The organism is Ornithinimicrobium sp. INDO-MA30-4 (assembly GCF_021535045.1).
GTDB lineage: Bacteria > Actinomycetota > Actinomycetes > Actinomycetales > Dermatophilaceae > Ornithinicoccus.
This window is the reverse complement of record NZ_CP091056.1, coordinates 505,907-525,852: the sequence shown is the minus strand read 5'-3', so window position 1 is coordinate 525,852 and position 19,946 is coordinate 505,907. Positions and strand designations below refer to the sequence as shown.

The 19,946-nt window shown below is 62.3% G+C and carries 22 protein-coding genes, 1 other RNA gene and 6 pseudogenes; 16 read left to right on the top strand and 13 right to left on the bottom strand.

Translation table 11 applies throughout. From position 1 onward, the window contains the following. Positions 1-4 precede the first annotated feature (4 nt). The 4 genes and pseudogenes from L0A91_RS03115 to L0A91_RS03105 all read left to right on the top strand — a co-directional run bounded on the left by L0A91_RS03115 (position 5) and on the right by L0A91_RS03105 (position 1,485). Positions 5-652, top strand: a complete 648-nt coding sequence (locus L0A91_RS03115) for a bifunctional 2-polyprenyl-6-hydroxyphenol methylase/3-demethylubiquinol 3-O-methyltransferase UbiG (RefSeq protein ID WP_235245835.1) — start codon at positions 5-7, stop codon at positions 650-652. Between the two features lie 34 nt (positions 653-686). Further along, positions 687-797: pseudogene (locus L0A91_RS19490) on the top strand (NAD-dependent epimerase/dehydratase family protein); the annotation flags it as partial. A gap of 1 nt (position 798) precedes the next feature. Then, positions 799-1,257: an NmrA family NAD(P)-binding protein gene (locus tag L0A91_RS03110; protein WP_235245834.1), complete on the top strand. Its 459-nt coding sequence runs from the start codon at positions 799-801 to the stop codon at positions 1,255-1,257. Continuing rightward, positions 1,258-1,485, top strand: coding sequence for a hypothetical protein (locus L0A91_RS03105; RefSeq protein WP_235245833.1), 228 nt, complete (start codon positions 1,258-1,260; stop codon positions 1,483-1,485). It begins immediately after the preceding gene. A gap of 89 nt (positions 1,486-1,574) precedes the next feature. On the opposite strand, the gene L0A91_RS03100 is transcribed toward L0A91_RS03105, so the two are convergent. The 7 genes from L0A91_RS03100 to L0A91_RS03070 all read right to left on the bottom strand — a co-directional run bounded on the left by L0A91_RS03100 (position 1,575) and on the right by L0A91_RS03070 (position 6,305). After that, complete coding sequence (locus L0A91_RS03100) at positions 1,575-2,702, bottom strand: HNH endonuclease signature motif containing protein (protein WP_235245832.1); 1,128 nt, start codon at positions 2,700-2,702, stop codon at positions 1,575-1,577. 262 nt (positions 2,703-2,964) lie between these two features. After that, a complete protein-coding gene (locus L0A91_RS03095) occupies positions 2,965-3,324 on the bottom strand; it encodes a hypothetical protein (protein ID WP_235245831.1) in 360 nt (119 codons plus the stop codon). Between the two features lie 405 nt (positions 3,325-3,729). Continuing rightward, positions 3,730-3,942 carry a hypothetical protein gene (locus tag L0A91_RS03090; protein ID WP_235245829.1) on the bottom strand — a complete coding sequence of 71 codons (213 nt, stop codon included), beginning with the start codon at positions 3,940-3,942 and terminating at the stop codon, positions 3,730-3,732. Between the two features lie 19 nt (positions 3,943-3,961). Next, a complete protein-coding gene (locus L0A91_RS03085; RefSeq protein ID WP_235245827.1) occupies positions 3,962-4,762 on the bottom strand; it encodes a M20/M25/M40 family metallo-hydrolase in 801 nt (266 codons plus the stop codon). Further along, complete coding sequence (locus L0A91_RS03080) at positions 4,726-4,917, bottom strand: hypothetical protein (RefSeq protein ID WP_235245826.1); 192 nt, start codon at positions 4,915-4,917, stop codon at positions 4,726-4,728. Before L0A91_RS03080 ends, L0A91_RS03085 begins: the two co-directional genes overlap by 37 nt. Before the next feature lie 8 nt (positions 4,918-4,925). After that, the gene (locus L0A91_RS03075) at positions 4,926-6,095 is read right to left on the bottom strand and encodes a PLP-dependent aspartate aminotransferase family protein (RefSeq protein ID WP_235245825.1); all 1,170 of its coding nucleotides are present in this window, start codon (positions 6,093-6,095) and stop codon (positions 4,926-4,928) included. Positions 6,096-6,119: 24 nt separating this feature from the next. Beyond that, a complete protein-coding gene (locus tag L0A91_RS03070) occupies positions 6,120-6,305 on the bottom strand; it encodes a methionine aminopeptidase (protein WP_235245824.1) in 186 nt (61 codons plus the stop codon). Between the two features lie 36 nt (positions 6,306-6,341). On the opposite strand from L0A91_RS03070, the gene map reads away from it, so the two are divergent. Beyond that, the gene (gene map / locus L0A91_RS03065; protein WP_235245823.1) at positions 6,342-7,199 is read left to right on the top strand and encodes a type I methionyl aminopeptidase; all 858 of its coding nucleotides are present in this window, start codon (positions 6,342-6,344) and stop codon (positions 7,197-7,199) included. A gap of 42 nt (positions 7,200-7,241) precedes the next feature. Beyond that, on the top strand, positions 7,242-8,003 hold the full coding sequence (gene ppgK / locus L0A91_RS03060) for a polyphosphate--glucose phosphotransferase (protein WP_235245822.1): 762 nt from the start codon (positions 7,242-7,244) through the stop codon (positions 8,001-8,003). A 2-nt stretch (positions 8,004-8,005) separates the two neighbouring features. Here the strand turns inward: ppgK and L0A91_RS03055 are convergent. Further along, a pseudogene (locus L0A91_RS03055) lies at positions 8,006-9,467 on the bottom strand (GuaB1 family IMP dehydrogenase-related protein). A gap of 86 nt (positions 9,468-9,553) precedes the next feature. On the opposite strand from L0A91_RS03055, the gene L0A91_RS03050 reads away from it, so the two are divergent. From L0A91_RS03050 to L0A91_RS03010, 10 genes and pseudogenes are all read left to right on the top strand, one after another. Then, entirely contained in the window at positions 9,554-10,222 is a 669-nt protein-coding gene (locus L0A91_RS03050; RefSeq protein WP_235245821.1) for an MBL fold metallo-hydrolase, read from the top strand. Then, positions 10,107-11,058 (top strand): annotated as a pseudogene (locus tag L0A91_RS19485) (SDR family oxidoreductase). The gene L0A91_RS03050 and the pseudogene L0A91_RS19485 overlap by 116 nt, the downstream one beginning before the upstream one ends. 152 nt (positions 11,059-11,210) lie before the next feature. Continuing rightward, positions 11,211-12,152: a 2Fe-2S iron-sulfur cluster-binding protein gene (locus L0A91_RS03030; RefSeq protein WP_397333780.1), complete on the top strand. Its 942-nt coding sequence runs from the start codon at positions 11,211-11,213 to the stop codon at positions 12,150-12,152. A gap of 1 nt (position 12,153) precedes the next feature. Continuing rightward, entirely contained in the window at positions 12,154-12,312 is a 159-nt protein-coding gene (locus tag L0A91_RS19480; RefSeq protein ID WP_397333779.1) for an FAD binding domain-containing protein, read from the top strand. Next, positions 12,303-12,719, top strand: a complete 417-nt coding sequence (locus L0A91_RS18180; protein WP_311197975.1) for a hypothetical protein — start codon at positions 12,303-12,305, stop codon at positions 12,717-12,719. The genes L0A91_RS19480 and L0A91_RS18180 overlap by 10 nt, the downstream gene beginning before the upstream one ends. A 28-nt stretch (positions 12,720-12,747) precedes the next feature. Then, positions 12,748-15,072: pseudogene (gene xdhB / locus L0A91_RS03025) on the top strand (xanthine dehydrogenase molybdopterin binding subunit). A 94-nt stretch (positions 15,073-15,166) separates the two neighbouring features. Next, positions 15,167-15,265 (top strand): annotated as a pseudogene (locus tag L0A91_RS18175) (XdhC family protein); the annotation flags it as partial. A 394-nt stretch (positions 15,266-15,659) separates the two neighbouring features. Next, positions 15,660-15,932: an XdhC family protein gene (locus L0A91_RS18170; protein WP_311197974.1), complete on the top strand. Its 273-nt coding sequence runs from the start codon at positions 15,660-15,662 to the stop codon at positions 15,930-15,932. Beyond that, the gene (locus L0A91_RS03015) at positions 15,929-16,243 is read left to right on the top strand and encodes an amidohydrolase family protein (RefSeq protein ID WP_235245817.1); all 315 of its coding nucleotides are present in this window, start codon (positions 15,929-15,931) and stop codon (positions 16,241-16,243) included. The genes L0A91_RS18170 and L0A91_RS03015 overlap by 4 nt, the downstream gene beginning before the upstream one ends. Beyond that, positions 16,207-17,202, top strand: coding sequence for a guanine deaminase (locus L0A91_RS03010; RefSeq protein ID WP_235245816.1), 996 nt, complete (start codon positions 16,207-16,209; stop codon positions 17,200-17,202). The genes L0A91_RS03015 and L0A91_RS03010 overlap by 37 nt, the downstream gene beginning before the upstream one ends. A gap of 3 nt (positions 17,203-17,205) precedes the next feature. Here the strand turns inward: L0A91_RS03010 and rnpB are convergent. The 5 genes and pseudogenes from rnpB to L0A91_RS02985 all read right to left on the bottom strand — a co-directional run bounded on the left by rnpB (position 17,206) and on the right by L0A91_RS02985 (position 19,916). After that, an RNA gene (rnpB, locus tag L0A91_RS03005) (RNase P RNA component class A) lies at positions 17,206-17,598 on the bottom strand. Positions 17,599-17,608: 10 nt separating this feature from the next. Further along, positions 17,609-18,403: a hypothetical protein gene (locus L0A91_RS03000; protein WP_235245815.1), complete on the bottom strand. Its 795-nt coding sequence runs from the start codon at positions 18,401-18,403 to the stop codon at positions 17,609-17,611. Continuing rightward, positions 18,304-18,723, bottom strand: coding sequence for an RNB domain-containing ribonuclease (locus tag L0A91_RS02995; RefSeq protein ID WP_235245813.1), 420 nt, complete (start codon positions 18,721-18,723; stop codon positions 18,304-18,306). The genes L0A91_RS03000 and L0A91_RS02995 overlap by 100 nt, the downstream gene beginning before the upstream one ends. After that, positions 18,626-19,063, bottom strand: a complete 438-nt coding sequence (locus L0A91_RS02990) for a hypothetical protein (protein WP_235245812.1) — start codon at positions 19,061-19,063, stop codon at positions 18,626-18,628. The genes L0A91_RS02995 and L0A91_RS02990 overlap by 98 nt, the downstream gene beginning before the upstream one ends. Positions 19,064-19,098: 35 nt before the next feature. Further along, positions 19,099-19,916, bottom strand: a pseudogene (locus L0A91_RS02985) (HAD family hydrolase). Between the last annotated feature and the right edge of the window lie 30 nt (positions 19,917-19,946).

Here is a 19,946-nt window from a genome sequence, read left to right as displayed (position 1 = left end):
CGATATGAGTGGTGGCTGGCGAGAGATCGCCGATGACGAAAACGTGGCCGGCTATGACCAACGGATGGCAGGCAATCTGGAAGACGTCGCCGCTGCAGGTTTGAGCGTTCATGCTGAAGCAGACCTGGTGGATGAATTCGCTGCGCCCGGAGCCACGGTTTTGGATGGTGGCTGTGGAACGGGCCGCATCGCGTGGCGGCTGGCTGAATTGGGCTATCGAGTCATCGGCGCAGACAACGATCCGCGGATGTTGGCCCACGCACGTGCGGCTGACCGCGAAGTCGCTATCAAGCCGGTGTGGCTCGAGACCGATCTGGCGCACGTCGATCTCGCAAGCGTCCCCGATGACACCGCGGATGTCGTGCTGGTCGCTGGCAATGTCATGCCCCTGGTTGGAGCCGACGAACTGCCTGCTTCCCTCACGCAACTAGCCAAACAAATGTCGCAGGACAGTGTCTTGATCAGCGGCTTTGGCCTTGACTCAGACCACCTGCCGTCTGGCTGCGAGGTGCTTGCGCTGACCAATTTTGATCGCATGGTCACAGGTGCCGGTCTGGAACTTCGGCCCGCTGGGGCACTTGGCAGGGCGGCCCTTTGCTGGCGACTACGTCGTCAACGTGCACCGCCTAGTCCGGCCATACACACCGCCTAGTCCGCCCGTGCACACCGACTGATGGAGTCTTCGAATGGGTAACGCCGTTTTCGTTACTGGAGCGACTGGAATCGTGGGGTCATCGGTCGTATCGAGTTTGCTTGCGGACGACCAACAGGTCATCGCTGCCGTCCGCTCTGAGTCCAGTGCCTACGCCCTACCTGCTGGCGCCGAGGCCAGGGATTTCGATGCGACCGCCGCCGATCGAAAATGTGCAGAAGTACTTATTTCCGCTCATCGACGCCGCTATGCGCGCTGGCATCAAGCAAATTGTGTTTCTGTCGTTGCAGGGGGTGCAGGGCAATCGAAAGACCCCGCATCACGCCGTTGAGCAGTACTTGAAGGAGGTCGATGCGCCGTTTACGAACCTTCGACCAAACTTTTTCATGCAAAACCTCTCGACGACCTATGCAAAGGGAATTCGCGAACGGGACGAAATTTATGTCCCCGCAGGCCGTGCTTTCACTGCGCTTATAGACGCGCGAGATATCGGCCGGGTCGCAGCAGCCGTCTTCAGCGGCGGCAAACACTTGCGCACGTCGTACACACTGTCGGGCGAGCAAAGCCTCACCTATAAGAGGATCGCAAAGATGCTAACGGCCTAGTTGGGCCGACACATCGAGTACGCCCGACCGAGTGAGACCGAATACCTCGATTCTCTCGCGGCGGCAGGTATGCCGAGTGACTACATCGCGGTGCAGAAGATGATCTACCGCGTGGTGCGTTGGAACATTTCAGCGTTTCCCAATCGGACGGTGCGCAAACTGACGGGGAGACCAGCCACCACTTTCCCCGAGTTTGCTCGAGATGTGCGGGATGTCTGGCTGCCGTAGAAAACCTGCCCAGCGAGCAGCTCTTAGGCCACCAGAACTCGCCCCAAGGCGCAACGCTCAATGTTGCTTCGGCTCAATGCTGCTTCGGCTCAAAAGGGCGGCGAGTCGTCAGACGGATCAATCTTTCGCAGAGGGGCGTCGGGGCGACGAGCAGCCAGAACCTCAGGCGGGGGGCCTGGGCGTAAGGCCCCACCCCGAGTGTGGTGCCGCAGTGAGATTAGCTCTGCTGTTTCGGCGTTGTCACCCTCATCAGACATCGGTGATATTGAGCCATCCCGCCACAACTCGGCTAACGCCAGATAAACCTCGCTATCTGATGGCGAGACCCCGGAGTCACTCAGGACACCGCGTTGGCCCTCACTCGGCTCGTCAGTGGCAAGAGAGTCCGCCAAGTCAGATGCAATGTCTTGTCTCGGCTGGCGTGTTGAATGTTGCCCCAGACCATGTGGGTCCGGCTCGAGCGATCGGTAGTCAAAAGGCCCAGTGACATATTTCTGCCCAAACAGCGTTCTCCAGGTCACCCGGCGGTCAGGGCGCAACTCACTCTGCCAAAGTTTCAACGTCTTGTTGTTGTGGTGGAACGAGTGCTTCAACACGAGGTTCGTTTCACTCGTCGCCCCACCATCAGCGTGTGGCTGCTCATGATCCGGTTGGCAATGTCGGGCATCTCTCGTGCAGCCTTGGCCACGACATGTCCGGTCCACAGCACGAATCTGGTTGAGCATTTCTTGATCTGGCAAGTAGCTGCTGATCGAGCGTTCGATGCACCGCCCATCAGCTGGATCCGTCAGCAACCGGTGAATTGTTGCGTCAGGCGTGAGCGCCAGCTCTCGGGCGTGCTCAGCTGTGATGTAGCCCAATCCGGGGACGTGCGCAGTTTGAGACGAGGTGGGATCGATGAGCGCCGATAGCGGAACGACGACCTCGAGTCGCACAGGGGCCGCGTGTCGGCCCAAGGCCGCCCGCACGAGAGGACCAACCTCGGCCAAGTCGTCAGACTCGTGCCCAACGATCGACTCACGTGCGGCCGGCTCATCAGGAAGCGTGCCGTGAATGATCAGAGCCAAAGTCAGATCGGAACGAATCTCAGCAATCGTCCGAGGATCTCCGGCAGCCCTAGCTTTGCGAGCAATGGTGTCGACGCGCAGCGCTGCAGCGGCTACAGACGCCGCCCCGCTGGTCGCAATGAGCACACCGATGCCATCGTCATCAATCACAGTCTGGGTGTCTCGCTCCGCCCACCGATCGTGACGGCGTTTGTGTGCGTGCGTTGTGCGCCCCTCAATCGCAATGATTGACCTGGTAAGCCCTCTGCGAACTCGGCACGAGAAGGCCTGACAGGCTGCCCCTCTCCATCAGGGCAGGGCCCCAACGATGCGTCGGCGACCTGAGTGGCGGAATCCACGCTGAGCCCGCGCACTTTGCGCCAGAAATCTAAGGCGGCGCATGAGTCATTCCAGCCTTCCCGCAGGGACCTAACTACACGGTCGGCGATCGGCCTGGGCGCAAGGAAAGACCAACCCGGTCATGGCAGCTTTGAATGCCCCAGCCCGTAAGCGCGTTCAACTCCGATGCCACTGCAGACTTAGCACAGGCTCGCCAACGCTTCGCTTGGCTTTCGCTGAGCTCCGTGACGCTGGCTACTCCCAACTCTGGAAGCAAGGCTTCGCCGGCAGCAATCGTCATGTCACGGGCGGTCGTGAGCAGCTCGGCCTCACACCACCTGGACACCGTCACGGCGGAATCGGCCCGCTCAACTAGACGCTGACGTGCTTCGCGACCGGCAGCCGCACGGAGGCTGGGCCCTTCGTGGTCTTGCTTCGAGAACTTGGGGGCCAAACAGACCAGGTGCCGCGCAATCTCCGGTGCGAAGCCCCCTCCATCAACGTCGCAGCGGCGACAACAGCATCAGTGGACTGCGCAACTCGATCACTCCGACCGCTCGATGATTTGGCCGTTGGCCTGGTGATCGTCCCCGTGCCTGAATTCCCCATTTTTCGACTCCCCAGTCAGTTTCCCTTAGACGCAATAATAGTACATCTGTTCGATAAGGGCAAGGCTCTGATGGGCCGGATCGCGAGGGGCGCACAACGCGGGTTTGGCGCCTCACACCGTGCGGGCTGCAGCCGCCATGTGGGAGTGGGGAGGGAGTGGGAAACCGGATGGTCAAGCGGCACGCAGGAGGTGGAAACTGGACGGTCAAGCGGCACGCGGGAGCGGTAAATCCGGCGGCCACCGCATACCTCACTTTGAACCGCAAAAACTCCGGATCGCCGAAACCAAGCCGTCTGCGAAGGCACGGACCTGAGCCAGGTCGACCCACTCTTCAGCAGCGTGCAATCCGTCGCCAGCGGGGCCGCATACAACTGTGGGGACTCCCGCCTCTTCCCAGAGCGCTGACTCCATCCAATAGGGAAAAGCAACTTGTCGCGGCTCGGGCCGGCCGTTGGCCACCAACGCCCTCCCAGCACCTCGCTCAGCGCGGCACCTGCCGTCTGCTTTGGTCGAACTCCCACGCTTCACGTGACAAAGACACCGAGACCGACGTCTGCACCGACGGATCAGACCGACGCATCTCGCCGAGGATGCTTCCAACCTCGTCAAGACAATCTGCCGCCCGCTCCCCCGGGACAGTCCGACGCTCCACCACAACCGAAGCAGTGGCAGGAATTAAGAACGGCGAAACACCGCCCGAAGCCACCGTGGCCATCAGCGAACCGTTGCCCGCGACTGGATGCCCCGGCCCGGCTGCGAGCGCCATCCCCTGCGCTTCGACACCAACCAGGAAACGCCCCATGTGAGCGACCGCATTAACACCCAACTCGGGTTGAGCCGAATGCGAGGCGCGCCCTTCAAAACCCACCTCGACCACAGCATACCCACGGTGTGTCGCTGCGAAATCCAGCCACGTCGGCTCGCCAATCAGGCAGGCATCCGGCAACCCGCCCGCCAGGTGGGCCAACACTGCCTCGGTGCCGACAGAGGCATTCTCTTCGTCTGAGACCAGCGCCAAGATGATGTCGCCAGCACTCCCATGGGCTGCCACTTCTTCAGCCGCAACGACCATGGCGGCGATCCCAGCCTTCATGTCGCAGGCACCCCGGCCGTACAACCGCCCCGTTTCGCGATCGCCCTCAATGCGAGCACCAAACGGGTTGTCCATCCCTTCGACGCCAACAGTGTCGAGGTGGCCGTTCAGCACCAGGCTGCGCCCACCACCCGTGCCGCGATAGGTGGCGATCAGGCTCGGCCGGCCCTCATCCTCCGGCGCAGGCACGACTTCAACGGCAAACCCCGATGCGACAACCGCGCGGCGAGCAGGCCAACAATCTGGCTCTCACCTGCGGCGTCGGCAACTAGACCGGGGTTCACACTGTCAACAGAAACAAGTTGCGCGGCCAACTCGACGGCCGCATCACCCACACTCGCCATGGCCAGGCTCAGCCCATCGCTTGACGGAGGTCGTCAGCCAGCGTCTCGGCACCCTCAAGTCCCACCGAGAGTCGAATCAGACCGTCCGGAATCCCCGCGTCGCGACGCTGCTGCTGCGTCATGTTGAAGTGCGAAGAGTTAAACGGGACGCTTGCCAGCGTTTCAACGCCACCCAAACTCGTGGCCTCCAACCCGACCTTGAGTTTGCGCAAGACCTCCAAAGCGCGCTCATCGCCACCTTCGAGGACCAACCCAAGCATGGCTCCACGGGCATCGGGCATCACGGTTTTCACGAGCGCACCAGCATCAGGGTGGTCGTCGCGTCCGGGATAGCGCACGTGCTTCACACCCGGCTCAGCCACCATCGCCTCGGCAACAGCCGCAGCTGAGCGGCAGCCCTCGGCCAGGCGCACATTGAACGTCCGCATACCGCGCCAAGCCAGGTAGGCCGCATGCGCATCCAAACATCCACCGAAGGTAATCAGCCGGCGCTGAATCTCTTCACCCAGTTTGTCGTCATCAAACGTCACCGCCCCAGCAATCACGTCAGAGTGGCCGCCGAGGAACTTGGTTGCCGACTCCACGACAACGTCTGCACCCAACTGAAGCGGCCGGGTGCAGTAGGGAGTCGCAAAGGTGTTGTCGATGACCAGTTTTGCGCCGACTCCGTGAGCCAATTTTGCAACTGCGGGGATGTCGAGCAGTCGCAGCGCCGGGTTAGACATGGTCTCGCCGTAGAGCACGTGCGGCTGGTGCTTGTCGACCGCAGCCGCCCACGCAGCGTTGTCGAACGCGTCAACCCGGATCACGTTGATGCCCAGACCAGGGAGGTCGCGAACCAGCAAGTCATCGGTGTCGCCATAGACCTGTTTTGCAGCAACAACCGTGTCGCCAGCGCGCAGCAGGGTCACTAGCGTCGTTGAGATAGCGGCCATCCCGCTCGACGTCATCATCGACCCCGTCGCACCGTGGAGTCTTGCCACCTCAGCGCCTGCCGCGTCCACAGTCGGATTGTTGAACCGCGAATACCACGTGGCGTGCAGCCCGCCGGTTCCCTGAATGTCTTCGTATGAAGCATCGTCCAGTTCGAAGGTGGTGCTCAGATAAATCGGCGGCACCGCCGGGGACGTGCGCGACGTGAAATTGCGCCCCGGCCGGTGTGGGTTTTGCTCAACCATGATTCGCGCTCCTCTTTCTACCGCTTAGTTCCACTCATCTTCTTTGCGCTGCTCTTCGTCCCACGCTTCAGTGCGGGCAGCGGCCAGTTTGAGTGCTTCTTCGGCTTCGGCCTGCGTCTCATAGGGCCCCAGGAGGGCATCGGCCCGGGCGCGCTCTGGATCGTTGTGTGCTTCAACCTGCTTGGTCTTGACGTTGAACCAGTACTGCATCGTGGCCTCCTGCGTCCGGCGCTTAGACTTGAGCGCATGTCTTCTGTAGCTGTCGCCCCCGGGACCGTTTCGCCCCGATTAGCTGTGCCGTCGAGCATTGCACGCCCAGAGTATGTCGGGAAGCCAGGACCGGCACGCTTCACCGGCTCTGAGGTCAAAGATGCCGAGACCATCGAGAAGATCCGCCTGGCGAGCAAGATCGCTGCCCAGGCTCTCGAAGAATGTGGCAAGGCCATCAAGCCAGGCGTGACCAGCGACTACATTGACCGCATCGGTCACGAGTACGTGCTCGACCACGGCGCATACCCCTCGACTTTGGGTTACCGCGGTTTCCCGAAGTCGCTGTGCACATCCATCAACGAAGTGATCTGCCACGGCATCCCGGACAACCGGGAGATGCGCGAAGGCGACATCTGCAACGTCGACATCACCGCATACATCAATGGGGTTCACGGTGATAACAACGCCACGTTTGAGGTCGGCGAGGTTGATGAAGAATCGCACCTGCTCATCGAGCGCACCCGCGAGTCCCTCGCCCGCGCGATCAAGGCTGCTAAGCCGGGCCGCCAGGTCAACGTGATCGGTCGCGTGATCGAGTCCTACGCCAAGCGCTTTGGGTATGGCGTGGTGCGCGACTACACCGGGCACGGCGTTGGCGAGGCATTCCACTCTGGTCTCGTCATCCCGCACTACGACGCAGCGCCGGACTACGACACGGTCATCGAGCCAGGCATGACCTTCACCATCGAGCCGATGCTGAACTTAGGCACGCCCGACTGGAGCGAGTGGGACGACGGCTGGACTATCGTGACCGCAGATGGCCGCAGGTCGGCTCAGTTCGAGCACACCATTCTGATCACGGAAACCGGCTCAGAAGTTTTGACTCTGCCTTAATGGAGGTAGGGGCCAGCACGACAACGACGTCAAGGAGTAGGCATGTCTAAGGGCCACATTCTGGGGATTGATATTGGCGGCAGTGGCATCAAGGGTGCCCCCGTTGACCTTGAAAAGGGCGAGTTCGCCGAGGACCGTAAGCGCATTGACACCCCCGAGGATTCAACTCCTGAAGCGGTGGCAGAGGTTGTCGCTGAAGTCGCTGAGCACTTCAAGAAGGACATGAAGGACGACGCGCCCGTCGGCATCACGGTGCCGGCCGTCGTTCACCACGGCATCGTGCGCTCAGCCGCGAACATCGACCCATCGTGGATAGGCACCGACGCCGAAGCACTCTTTAGCAAAGTGCTAGATCGCCGCGTCATCGTCATCAACGATGCTGATGCAGCCGGCGCAGCCGAAATGCACTACGGCGCTGGCCGGGGGCACGAAGGGACCGTCCTGCTCACCACGCTAGGCACCGGTATCGGCACGGCCCTATTCCTGGGTGGCGAGCTGATGCCCAACACCGAGTTGGGCCACCTTGAGCTCGACGGCTACGACGCTGAAAAGCGGGCAGCCAGCAGCATTCGCGAGAACGAAGACCTCTCCTGGGAGGACTGGGCCGAAAGACTGCAGCGCTATTACAGCCACGTGGAAGATCTGCTCTGGCCCGACCTGATCGTGGTCGGCGGCGGCGTCTCCAAGAAGGCTGACAAGTTCTTGCCCTTGCTACACCTGCGCGCACCGATTGTGCCCGCTCAGTTACGCAACGACGCCGGGATTATCGGCGCAGCCTGGTTAGCCAGCCATCACCGCAGCTGAGGCTAAGACCACGAACTGTGCCTTGCGCGGCCTTCGTCATAGCCCGAAGCTCCCTGGATGCCGACGACAGAGCGCTCGCGGAACTCGTCAATCGACTTCGCACCGGCGTAGGTGAAGGCACCGCGAACCCCAGCAGTGATGTGGTCGATGAGGTCTTCGACGCCGGGGCGGGCTGGCTCCAGGTACATCTTGGACGACGAGATGCCTTCTTCGAACATGGCCAACCGAGCGCGATCAAAGGCGCTCCGGTCGCGGGTGCGGTTCTTGACGGCCCGGGCTGACGCCATACCAAAGCTCTCTTTGTAGAGCCGCCCATCGGGCGCGCGCATCAGATCACCCGGTGATTCATGTGTGCCAGCAAACCATGACCCAACCATCACCGAGCCGGCTCCCGCCGACAGCGCCAGTGCGACATCGCGTGGGTACTTCACTCCCCATCGGCCCAAACATGGCCCCCGGCTTGGCGGGCTGCGTCGGCGCACTCCAGCACCGCTGAAAACTGTGGCCGACCGACACCGGTCATCATCCGCGTGGTGCACATGGCGCCCGGTCCAACTCCGACCTTGGCGATATCGGCACCGGCTGCGACCAGATCCTGGGTGCCACCGGCCGAGACGACATTGCCTGCTACCAGGGGCACGCGCACCCCGGTGGTCTGTTCGTGCTCATCGCGCAACGGGACGATGGTCTGCAACGCCTCGATCATTTTGTCTTGGTGCCCGTGTGCGGTGTCGACGACCAGGACGTCGACCCCAGCCTCAAGCAGGGCCTTGGCGCGACCGGCCACGTCACCGTTGATGCCCACCGCGGCACCAATAATCAAGCGGCCTTGAGCATCGACGCCGGGGGTATACAGCGCCGAGCGCAGCAGGCCAGTGCGGGTGACGAGTCCGTGCAGTTGACCATCAGCAATGACCGGGGCAAACCCAACGCGCTGCTGATCGAGCAGGTCGAAGGCGTCACGAATGTCTGCGTCCGGCGCCACAGTCACGCCAATGTCCCCTTCATCACGTCCTTGACCTGAGCGAACCTGTCAACGGCAGCGCAGTCTTCTTCGGTGACGATGCCAACGGGGGCCTGGCCATCAAGGACGACGGCTGTGCGGTGCACTCGCTTGCCGAGGACAGCGAGCAACTCAGCCACTGGTGCGTTGGGCGCGATGGTGATCGGGGTTTCGAAGACGGTGTGACAGCCCTTGACCGCGGCAATCGTGTCGATCAACGCTGGCACCGGGATATCTTGCGGCAAGACCGCGATGCCACCGCGGCGCGCAACGGTCTCAGCCATGCGACGACCTGAGATCGCCGTCATGTTGGCCACCACGAGCGGCAACGTCGTGCCGACCCCGTCGGGGGTCGTGAGATCGACATCGAGCCTGGAGGTGACGGCTGAGCGTGACGGCACCATGAACACATCGCTGTAGGTCAGGTCATGGCTGGGTAGGAGACCGTTGAGGAACTTCACGAAAAGTCACTGTACGTGCCCGCACCGACACTGGGCTGCTCTCGCCTCGACCAGCTCTCGTTGACTCCGCGCCCTAGGGTGGCCGTATGCAGATCACGCACTTGGGTCACTCCTGCCTATTGATCGAAACCGGCGGCCAGCGCATCCTCATCGACCCCGGCAACTTTTCTGACTTCTCGCAGGTCCGAGACTTGACGCTGCTCCTGGCTACTCACCAGCACCCCGACCACATGGACCCAGAGGCCGTCCCTGCGCTGCTCGAGGCCAACCCAAAGGCACAGGTTGTCTTAGAGCCTGCCGCAGCGATGACTCTGCGCAACGCTGCACCGAACCTGGCAGCACGGATTAAGCAGTTAGAACCCTACGAGCCGCTGGTTAAGGGACCAATGAAAATCACCCCGGTCGGCGATCAACACGCGTTCATCCACGACTACGTGCCGAGGATTCACAACCTTGGCCTGGTCATTGAAGCCGACGGCCACAAACTCTTTCACCCCGGAGATGCCCTGGATGCGACCGGCAAGTGTTTGGAAGGCATTGACATTCTGTGCGTTCCCATCAATGCGCCATGGGCGCGGGTTGCCGACACTGTCGCCTTCGTCCGCTCGATGCAGCCACAGTCAGTGATCCCGATTCACGATGGGCTTCTCAAGCCCAACGGACGAGAGATGTACCTCGGGCACATTGCAAACTTTGGCCTTGAGGGTGGCGTCACCGTGCACGACCTGGCAGGGAAAGGACCGGTGGAGATTTAACATGGCGTTTCTATCGAAGAACAAGCACTCATTTACTGACCAAACCGTCCTCATCACCGGGGGCGGCAGCGGCATCGGACGACTGCTCGCGCTTGGCGCTTCGGCCCGTGGCGCACGAATCATTGTGTGGGACCTTGATGGCCAAGCCGCCGAGAGTGTGTGCGGCGAAATCAAGTCCCTCGGCGGGTCAGCGGATGCTTTGCTGTTGATGTTTCGGACCGGGACGCGGTGAAGGTGGCGGCGCAGGAGTCCGGGCCGGTCGACATACTGATCAACAACGCTGGGATCGTGACCGGTGAATATCTCCTGGACGCAACCGACGAGGCGATCGAGCGCACAATCCAGGTCAACACCTTGGCTCTCTTTGGGTCACCCGAGCTTTCCTGGGCGACATGATCAATAACGGTCACGGCACCGTGGTTACGATTTCCAGCGCGGCTGGGCTGGCCGGAGTTGCCAAGCAGACCGACTATTCAGCGAGCAAATTTGCGGCGTTTGGATTTGCCGAATCGCTCCGAGCCGAGATGGCAAAGCAGGAAACCGGTGTGACGTCGCTCGTGGTCTGCCCGTACTTCATCGATACCGGCATGTTCGACGGCGTGGAAACGAGGTTTCCGCTCCTGTTGCCTATCCTGAAGCCCGAATACGCCGTCGAGAAGACGCTGAAGGCCATCGAGCAAGGGCGGGAACAACTGCTCATGCCCCGATTTATCCACACGGTCGCGCCAGCGCGGATGTTGCCAGTGCGTGGGTTCGACGCACTGATGAACTTCCTCGGAGCAAACGACACGATGAACAACTTCGTGGGCCGAGCCAAGGAACGCGTCCGGCGTTAACCGCCTGCGGCCAGGCCAAACGAACCTGGTGTAATCTGCATCACCATTAGCCGCGCATTGTTCGCATGGATAACCTGTGCGCGGTCCCGCTCAGCGGCCTGCAACCATGCAAGCGCAATGACGCGCTAGGCCAGTGAGCCAGGAGTATGAGCGTGACGGACACTGCAGCAAAGGCCAGCACGCAGAGCCTGACGGTTCGGGTGAACGAGCAAGATCTCGACGTTTCGGACGTCGCGGGGCACACCACGACTCTCAACTTCTTGCGAGACTCTGGCCTGACCGGGGTTAAAGAGGGCTGCGCCGAAGGCGAGTGCGGAGCATGCGCCGTCATCGTGTCCCGCCCGGACGGCAACGGCGGCACGCAATGGACTTCCGTCAACTCCTGCCTGATCCCGATCGCAGCGCTCAGCGATCAAGAGGTGTACACCTCCGAGGGGCTTGCCGACGGCGATGAGTTGCACCCGGTCCAACACGAGATGGCGATGCGCGGGGGCTCGCAGTGTGGCTATTGCACTCCTGGGTTTGTGGCGTCGATGGCGGCCGAGTACTACCGGCCAGAGCGCCGCTCCTGCGCTGAAATCTGTGGCAGCCAGTCATGCGGCGCCTCTGCCGCAGTCGAGGAGTCACCGGCGCAATGCGGAAGTGATCACGAGCTTGGCGCGAATGGCTTTGACCTACATGCGCTCTCAGGCAACCTGTGCCGCTGCACCGGCTATCGCCCGATCCGCGATGCCGCCTACGCCCTCGGTGACGTGCCCGAGAACGACCGCTTGGCGAAACGCCGTGCGCAGCCAGCGCCCGCTGCTGGCCCCTTCCACCTAAGGCACGCCGAGGGTGACTTTGTCCGGCCAGCCAACCTGAGCGATGCGCTCGATCACCTCGCCGGCGAGCCGGAGGCCGTGTTGCTGGCGGGAGGCACCGACTGGGGAGTTGAGCTCGCCATTAAGCACCGCACAGCCCCGCTGACCATCGCCCTCGACCAGCTCGATGAGCTGCGCAAGCTGACGCAGGCTGACGATCACCTCGAGATCGGTGCCGCGCTGACCTTGTCGAGATCGAGCACCGGCTCGAGGGTGGCATCCGCTGCTAGCTGAGTTGTTCCCCCAGTTCGCGTCCCGGCTCATCCGAAATGGCGCGACGCTAGGCGGCAATATTGCCACCGGCTCCCCCATTGGCGACGGCGCTCCGGTGCTCTTGGCCCTGGATGCCTCGCTCGTCTTAACTTCTCAGGGGGTGAGCGCGTGGTGCCGTTGAGTGAATACTTCACCGGCTATCGGGCTAGCGTGCGAGAGGCGGACGAACTCATCCGAGCCATCCGCATACCCACGCCAGTTGCACCGCACGCTCGGTTCTACAAGATCGCCAAACGGCGCTTTGACGACATCTCTTCAGTCGCGGTCGCGATCAGTATGCAGGTGTCCGACGGGCAGATACGTGATGTTCGAATCGGCGTGGGTGGAGTGGCGGCAACGCCGATCAGAGCCACCGACACCGAGGCTGCCCTCGAAGGAAAGACTTGGTCGCAAGAAACGTTTGATGCTGCCGCGCAAGTGATGGCTGACGTGGGCACTCCGCTGGATGACCATCGCGCCAGTGCGGCCTATCGATCAGCGACAGCTGCCCAATCCATCCTGCGGTTCTTTGCTGAGGTGACCCCGTGAACTATCACTCAAGCGGCCACTTGCCGACATCCCGCAGTCTGCGGCAGTGGGATCCCGCGTGCCCCACGAAAGCGCCGTGCAGCACGTCACCGGCACAGCCAGGTTCACCGATGACCTGCACTCACGGCATACCGAGGTGTTGCATGCCTGGCCGGTCCAGGTCTTCGTGGCGCACGCCAAGGTGGACTCGATCGACACCGCTGCGGCCCTCGAGGTCCCCGGGGTGGTCCGCGTCCTGACCGCCGCCGATGTGCCAGGTGTCAACGACGCAGGCACCAAGGGCGATGAGCCGCTGTTTAACGACCACGTCCGCTACTACGGCCACTCGGTCGCTTGGGTGTTGGGCGAGACGGTCGACGCCGCTCGACGTGGGGCTGAGGCCGTGGTGGTTGACTACACCGAATTGCCAGCCATCTTGAATGCCACCCAAGCTATCGCTGCAGAGTCCTTCCAGGGCTTCCAGCCAGTCATGGCTCGCGGCGATCTCGACGATGGATTTGCGCAGGCGGAACACGTCTTTAGGGGCGAGTTTGAGTTTGGCGAGCAGGAGCACTTCTACCTCGAGACGCACGCGGCTCTGGCGATGGTGGACGAATCTGGCCAACTGTTTATCCAGTCCTCGACTCAACACCCCAGCGAGACGCAAGAGATCGTCGCGCACGTGTTGGACCTGAGCAGTAGCCAAGTCACCGTACAGTGCCTGCGGATGGGTGGAGGCTTCGGTGGCAAGGAGTGGCAGCCGCACGGGTTGGCTGCGATCGCGGCGATTGGTGCCACGCTGACCAATCGGCCAGTGCGAGTCCGACTGAACCGCACCCAAGACATGACGATGACCGGCAAACGGCACGGCTTCCACTCCACGTGGAAGGTGGGCTTCAGCAGCGACGGTCTCATCACGGCCCTTGACACCACGCTGACCGCTGACGGCGGATTCTGTCTTGACCTCTCCGAGCCGGTGCTGTCGAGAGCCTTGTGTCACGTCGACAACGCCTATTGGGTGCCCAACATTCGGGTCTCTGGTCGCATCGCCAAAACGAATAAGACCTCCCAGACGGCGTTCCGCGGGTTTGGCGGGCCCCAGGGGATGATCGTCCTGGAGGACATCCTGGGTCAGGTCGCACCGAAACTAGGTCTGAGCCCCGAGCAACTACGTCAGCGAAACTTCTATGTCCCCGGTCAGAGGACGCCATACGGTCAAGTTGTTGAGCAGTCGGAGCGGATGCCGCAGATTTGGGACCAACTGCTGGCCTCGAGTGAGTTTGCTTCCCGCCGCGCCGAGATCGATGAGTTCAATCAAGGCAGCGAGCACGTCAAGCGTGGCCTGGCGATCACGCCGGTGAAGTTTGGGATCTCGTTTAACCTCACCGCGTTCAACCAGGGTGGCGCGCTGGTGCTGATCTACAAGGATGGATCGGTGCTGATCAACCACGGTGGCACCGAGATGGGTCAGGGTCTGCACACCAAGATGCTGCAGGTCGCGGCCACTGCGCTGGGAGTGCCATATGACCGGGTCCGCTTGGCCCCGACGCGCACCGACAAGGTGCCGAACACCTCAGCCACAGCGGCCTCCACCGGAAGCGACCTCAATGGCGCAGCGGTCAAGAATGCCTGCGAAACGCTGCTCGCCCGCATCGCCCCAGTAGCCGCAGGTCTGCTCGGTGTCGCCGCCGATGACGTCCGCTTCGCTGACGGAGAAGTCACCGGACTGGGGCTGGATAAGAGCGTCAGTTGGGAAGAAGTGGTCAAAGCGGCCTACTTCCAGCGCATCTCCTTGTCATCGACGGGTTTCTATCGTGCCGATGGGCTGCACTGGGATCTGCCGACGTTCCAAGGGTCCCCTTTCAAATACTTCGTCTACAGCGCCGCGGTGTCTGAAGTTGAGGTCAACGGCTTCACTGGGGCTTACACCACTCGCCGTGTCGACATCTTGCACGACGCCGGCGACTCGATGTCACCGCTGATCGACATCGGCCAGATCGAGGGCGGTTGTGCAAGGCGCCGGTTGGTTGACGCTGGAAGAGATCGTTTGGGACTCCTCCGATGGAGAGAGCAAGGGCCGACTTGCCACCCAAGGAGCCAGCACCTACAAACTCCCGTCGTTCTCCGAAATGCCTGCGGACTTCCGAGTGAAGTTCTTTGAGCACGCCACCGAGCCTGGGGTTGTCTACGGCTCCAAGGCAGTCGGCGAGCCCCGTTGATGTTGGCGTTCTCGGTGCGAGAAGCGCTACGCGATGCTGCCGGAGCCTTTGGCGACCCAGCCCAGGGCGTGACGCTGGATTCGCCGGCGACACCCGAGGCTGTGTTTTGGGCGATTGAACGCGCTCGCTCCAACACTCCTGCTGAGATCGGCTAGGCCGCGGGATGACCGCAGATCATTGGTCTCCCCTGCCTCCGGCACCGATTGGCTGTCCGCGCTAGGTGAGTTGCGGGCTCACGGCCAGGGCGCAGTGCTGGCCACGATCACCGAGGTGCGCGGGCACTCACCTCGTGATGTTGGGGCCAAGATGGTTGTCACCTCGGCGACCAGCCACGGCAGCATCGGTGGCGGCAATATGGAAGCAACCGTCATTGACCGAGCGCGAGCCGTTCTCGGGACAGATGCCTCTGGCGACGAAGCAGCCCGCGTTACGACGATGGCGTTTGCCCTCAACGAGCACGCCAATAATCAGCACGGCAACCAGTGCTGCGGCGGCGAGGTTAGCGTGATCCTCGAGCACCTCCCGGCACGACCAGTCATCGCCATTTTTGGTCTCGGCCACGTCGGGCAGGAGATCGCGCGGATCATGGCCCGCCACGAGGTCATCTTGCATCTGACCGATTCGCGCAAGGATGTCGTCGATGCATCAGTCGCAGACGTTCTGGCCTCAGGGCCTGCGTCGGTTCATCTACACCTCCCCCGCGCCCGAGTCTGTCGCGGCAACCCTGCCCCAAGGCGCGCATGTGCTGGTGCTGACGCACGACCATACGGAAGATTTGATCCTTTGCGACGCGGCGCTGCGTCATGGCGAGTTGGGCACGATCGGCCTGATTGGCTCGCGGGCCAAGTGGCTGCGCTTCCACAAAAAGCTGGTCGACCTGGAACACCCCGCGAGTGCAGTCGAGCGGATCCAATGCCCCATCGGCGTGCCCGGCATCGAGGGCAAACACCCCGGCGTCATCGCCGTCAGCGTCGCGGCTGATCTCTTGCAGACGTTGAGTCAGGTGCGGTCATGAGCACCATCTATGCCGGTCTCGTGATGGACACCCCCGATTCGCCGTTTGACGGTGGGGCATTGCGCGCTGAAGAAGCCGCACTCGTCGTCGCGGACGGTGAGATCACCTTCCGAGGGTCTCTCCCGGCTGCTCAGTCGCAGTCACCCGACGCCGAGGTTGTTCACCTCGAAGGCGCTCTGCTCCCGGGGTTTGTCGACACCCATGTGCACTATCCGCAGTTGCCGATCATCGGTGGGCTCGGGATGCCACTGATGGAGTGGCTAGAAGACTGCGCTTGCCGCAGGAAGCGAGACTCGCTGACCCGGAGGTAGCCCAACAGGTCGCCGGGGACTTCTTGACGGGTTTGCGACTGGCGGGCACCACCACGGCGCTCGTCTTTGGTTCGCATTACGCCAGGGCGATGGACATCTTCTTTGCCGCGGCCGCTGAGTCAGGGCTGCGGATCACGTCGGGGCTGGTCGTTGGCGATCGGCTGCTGCGCGAGGATCTACACACCACACCGGAGCGGGCCTTGGCTGAGGCAGCCGAACTTGTGGCCAAGTGGCACGGCGTGGGACGACTCCGGTATGCGGTCACGCCCCGGTTTTCGTTGGCGACCACCGAAGACCTGCTCAAGGTATGCGCACAGACCCTGGTGAGCGCCGAGGGCTTGTTCTTCACCTCCCACATCAACGAGAACACGGATGAAATCGCCACAGTCAGCGACCTCTTCCCGCAGAGCACGTCCTACCTCGACACCTATGACCAGTTCGGGCTTGTGGGCCCACGAAGCGTCGTCGCACACAACGTGCACCCCAGCGGGGCGGAGTTGGCGAGGCTGGCTGAGACCGGAGCCAGCGTGTCGCACTGCCCCTCGTCGAACTCAGCGCTTGGCAGTGGGCTCTTCCCGCTAGCTGCGCACGTCGACCACGGTGTGCGCGTTGCTCTGGGGTCCGATGTCGGCGCTGGGACGGGGCTCAACCTGATCCAAGTCGGCCTGCAGGCCTATTTCCACCAGCAGTTACAACCCGACGGCTATCCACTAATGCCGGCGCACATGCTGTACTTGGCGACGCTAGCTGGAGCTCAAGCGCTAGACCTGCCAACCGTCGGGCATCTGAGCGAAGGCATGCAATTTGATGCTGTGCAGATCTCTCCGCGATCGGGATCGACGTTGAGCACCGTCTTGGGCCATGCGAACTCGCCGGCCGACGCCTTGGCCTCGATTTTCACCCTGGGCTCAGACGCTGACGTGGCACAAGTCTGGGTTGATGGCGACCTGATCGAATAAGTGTGGATGAGTCAGCCGATACGCCGGGTCCTGTCCCAACACGCCATTGCTGGCATTGTGCTGGTGACGGTCATCCATCTACGACGACTGTTGCCAGCCGCCTGTAGCGACCTACCCGCATACTCGGGCGAGCAGCCCTCAAACGCATACTGTCTGGTCTTGCTCCAGGTGGGGTTTACCTAGCCGCTCCAGTCACCTGGAGCGCTGGTGGTCTCTTACACGCACCGTTTCACCCTTACCACCGTTGCCGATGGCGGTTTGTTTTCTGTGGCACTATCCCGCGGGTTGCCCCGGGTGGCTGTTAACCACCACCTTGCTCTGTGGAGCCCGGACGTTCCTCGGCAAGTCCGATTGGGCTAGGCCCAAACGTCTTGACGCGACCGCCTGGCCGACTCATCCACGGGGATCAGCCTACCTGGGGCACGACCTTGAATCGGACCTTGCGCGCATTCAGGTCAGCGAGGGTCAGTTCAGCAGTGATCCGCTCCCCCAACTCGGCGTCGCCATCGCAATAGGCCAAGACCACAGGGTCGGTCACCTGGACGATGAGGTCATCGCGTGAGGTCTCCTCGACAACGCTGGCGGCAAACTCTTGGCCAACCCGGTCTTGCAGCACAGCCGCTTCGACAGCGTCGATGCAGGCTCGGTCGACGGAATTAGCCCGGCGGCCGCTTTCGCTCATCAGATCTGGCAATTCCTCCAGCGAGTTCATCACCCACTCGGGGACTTCTTCGCCGGCACTCAAGGCTGCACACACCACGAGGCCAAAGCGGTCGATGAGGCGACGCAGCGGAGCGGTGACGTGAGCATAAGGTGCGCCGATGGCGGCCTGCTCGGTCTCTTCCGGCACCACCCCGTTAAAGGGCGTGTACCCAGCCCCGCGGAACAGACTGGTGGCCGCGTGGATGATCGCCAAGTGCACCGGGTTGGCCCAATCGAGCCCGCGCAGGAAGTCGCCATAACTTACCGATTCGTCCCAGGGCAGATCAACGGCGAGCACCTGCATACGGAAACGGTCGATGGCGTCCTGGCGCGGTGGTGGCATGGTCCGCAGGATGCCGACCTTGCCAGCAATCATCAGGTCAGCGGCACTGCGACCAGTCAACAGCGAAATCTGCGCGTTCCAGTCTTCAGCTTCGAGCAACGGACGCAGTCGTAACTCATAGGTGCCGTCGGATTCTTCGACCTCTTGCTCGGGCATCGGCAACCAGCCCCACCGCGCGCCGACTCCTGGGCCACCAGCAAGCGGCCCACGTCGCGCAGCAGCATCAGCGTGCTTTCGCCATTGCCCTCGTCGACAGCCTGCTGGACCTCGGTATAGGTGTAGCGACGACGGCTACGGACCATCGCGCGGGCAACGCTGGCGCTCAAGGTGTCGCCATGCTCATCCAACACGATGTTCCACACGTATGCGGGGCGCGTCTCATCGGGCAGCAGGCTGGCTGCCGCTTCGCTCATCACCGGCGGGTGCAGCGCAACGCGCTTGTCGGGGCAATAGATCGTCTGGCCACGAAGTCGCACTTCGGCGTCCAAGCGCCGCCCGGGGCGACGAAGGCAGGCACATCAGCAATGGCGTAGCGGACCCGGAAAGCCCCTCGCCAGCATCGTCAATCGCCTCAATGTGCATCGCTTGGTCCAAGTCCATCGAGCCCGGAGGGTCGATGGTGATGAACTCGATGGCAGTCAGGTCTTCCTCGGGCAGCGAAGGATCTTTCGCTGCCGCTTCAGCCTCCGCGAGTGCCTCAGCAGAGAAGTCCTCACGCACGTCCTGCGACTCGCGAATATCCTGAAAGGCGCGCTCGAGGGCAGACTGATCTGCGTCGGCGTGCACCCTGGTCAGCGTCGTTGCTTGGTGGGTCATGCCCTCACCCTATGCCGACTCACCCGGTGAATTCACTAGTCCTTCAGCGCGGATGCCAATGCTTGCTCGATGACCTGGGCAACGCCGTCCTCGTCATTGCTGGCAATGTGGTCTGTGGCGGCTGCTTTGGCCTGCTCATGCCCATTGGCCATGGCGAAAGATCGTCCTGCCCAAGCCAGCATCGGGATGTCGTTGGGCATATCGCCAAAGGTCCACACATCGGCTGCCTCGACACCGTGCTCTTCGCACCAGGCTTGATCGCCATCCCCTTAGTCACTCCGGTGGCAACAATCTCAGCCATGCCCGCGGCGCCCGAGTGCGAGACTTCGGCGCGACCAGCCACAACCTGTTCCACCTGCTCAAACAGCTCATCGACGTCAGCGCTCGGCATCCGCACCAGCAATTTTCCCGGCGGGCTAGCGACGAGTTCATCCACTGGCCCGACAGCCCACAGCCCATCCGTTCGGCCAGACATTCGTTCAAAACCTGGCTCGTGGGCAAAACCAGCGACACTCTCCAGCGCAAGGTGGATGTCGGGGATGGAGTCGTGGAGTTCGGCGGCCAATTGCACCACCAAGTCTGGGTCCATCAGCCGGTGAGAGATGATTTCGCGCGAGTTGAGGTCATACGTGAATGCGCCGTTCCCGCACAGCGCGATGGCGCTCTCCCCCGCGACGCTCGCCAACTCATCCAGCCATCGAGGCGGCCGAGCGGTGACCAAGATGACGGTGATCCCAGCAGCCTCAGCAGCTTCAACCGCGGCTTGCGTCCGCGGTGAAATCGTGCCGTCGCTCCGCAGCAGGGTCCCGTCACAGTCGGTGGCAATGACCTTGGGCAATAGCGTGCGCGACATGGGCGTCAGCCTAGCCGGATGGCGACGACC